This is a genomic window from Nocardioides sp. NPDC057772 (genome assembly GCF_042798075.1).
Taxonomy (GTDB): domain Bacteria; phylum Actinomycetota; class Actinomycetes; order Propionibacteriales; family Nocardioidaceae; genus Nocardioides.
This window is the reverse complement of sequence record NZ_JBHVKN010000372.1, coordinates 1-1891: the sequence shown is the minus strand read 5'-3', so window position 1 is coordinate 1891 and position 1891 is coordinate 1. Positions and strand designations below refer to the sequence as shown.

Sequence of the window (1891 nt, the reverse complement as noted above, 5' to 3'; positions counted from 1 at the left end):
GGCACGAAGTGTCGCTCGGGCCCTCGTCGTACTCGCCGAAGGCGTTCGGCAGGCCCGCGTTCGGGTAGCAGGAGACGAACGCGTCCGCGACCCGGGAGAGCTCGGCGATGTAGGGGCGCATCTCCTGGGCACCGAGCGCGCAGTTGAGGCCGACGAGGAGCGGCTCGGCGTGGCGTACGGAATCCCAGAACGCTTCGGTGACCTGACCGGACAGAGTGCGGCCGGACGCGTCGGTGATGGTGCCGGAGATGACGACGGGCCAGCGGCGGCCGTATTCCTCGAAGACCTGCTGGACGCCGAAGATCGCAGCCTTGGCGTTGAGGGTGTCGAAGATGGTCTCGATGAAGATCAGGTCCGAACCGCCCTCGAGGAGCGCACGGGTCGCCTCGGCGTAGGCGTCGCGCAGCTGCTCGTAGGTGATGTTGCGGGCGCCCGGGTCGTTCACGTCCGGGCTGATCGAAGCCGTGCGCGACGTCGGGCCGAGCGCGCCGGCGACGTAGCGCGGCTTGTCGGGCGTCGAGTAGGCGTCCGCGGCCGCACGGGCCAGGCGCGCCGCCTCGTAGTTGAGCTCGTAGGCGAGATCGACCATGTCGTAGTCGATCAGCGAGACCGCGTTGGCGTTGAACGTGTTGGTCTCGATGATGTCCGCGCCGGCCTCGAGGTATTCCCGGTGGATGCCCTCGATGATCTGCGGCTGCGTCAGGTTGAGCAGGTCGTTGTTGCCGATCAGGTCGGTGTGCCAGTCCTTGAACCGCTCACCGCGATATCCGGCCTCGTCGGGACGGTCACGTTGGATCGCAGTGCCCATCGCACCGTCGAGCACCATGATCCGCTCCTTCAGGGTGGCGGTCAGGGTCTCGGTGACATCAGGGCGCAGACTCACTCTGGGTTCCTCTCCCGGCGGGCAGGCTGGTGTGTGCTCGGCTTTGCCTGAAACACGCTACGGCGTAGGTGTGCGGACAACGCCATCTCATTCCGAATCCTGACACCCGTGGTCCACCAGGTGGGAATTCATGAGGTGTACGCAGGGTGAACGACGTCGTTGCTCTGGTCCACATGACTAGGGTGGAGATGTGATCGAGATCGAAGAGACCCGCGACCTGGTCGATCCTGTGGTGATCGCCGCGTTCGAGGGATGGAACGACGCGGCCGACGCCGCCTCCGGCACGGTCGACCACCTGATGGACGTCTGGCACGCGCGCGTCGTGGCCGAGATCGACCCCGAGGACTACTACGACTACCAGGTCAACCGGCCGACCACCGGCGTCGACGAGAACGGGTTCCGTACGATCACCTGGCCCACCACCCAGATCGCCGTCTGCTCTCCGCCCGATCTCGACCGCGACATCATCCTGGTCCGCGGCATCGAGCCCAACATGCGCTGGAAGCAGTTCGTCAGCGAGATCCTGGAGTGCGTCGACGACCTCGGCGGCCAGCTCGTGGTGACCCTCGGCGCGCTCCTCGCCGACGCCCCGCACACCCGCCCGATCCCGGTCTCCGGCACCGCCACCGAACCCGATCTCGTCGACCGGCTCAAGCTCGACTCCCCTTCCTACGAGGGGCCGACCGGCATCGTCGGCGTGATCCAGGAGGCCTGCGTCCAGAGCGACATCCCCGCGGTCTCCTACTGGGCCGCGGTCCCCCACTACGTCGCCGCCCCGCCCTGTCCCAAGGCCACGCTCGCGATCGTCAACAAGCTCGAGGACCTGCTGCAGTGCTCCATCCCCCTCGGCGATCTTCCCGAGGACTCCCGAGCCTGGGAGCGCGGCGTCAACGACCTCGCCGAGGAGGACGAGGACGTCTCCGACTACGTACGGCCCCTGGAGGAGGCCCGCGACACCGCCGACCTCCCCGAGGCCTCCGGCGACGCGATCGCGCGGGAGTTCGAGCG

2 protein-coding genes are annotated in these 1891 nt (G+C 67.6%); one reads left to right on the top strand and one right to left on the bottom strand.

From position 1 onward, the window contains the following. Positions 1-826, bottom strand: an 826-nt coding sequence (locus tag ACFVJS_RS27795) for a homocysteine S-methyltransferase family protein (protein ID WP_378886774.1), incomplete at its 3' end; no start/stop codon positions are given. A gap of 247 nt (positions 827-1073) precedes the next feature. Here ACFVJS_RS27795 and ACFVJS_RS27790 point away from each other — a divergent pair. After that, positions 1074-1891, top strand: an 818-nt coding sequence (locus ACFVJS_RS27790) for a PAC2 family protein (RefSeq protein WP_378886773.1), incomplete at its 3' end; no start/stop codon positions are given.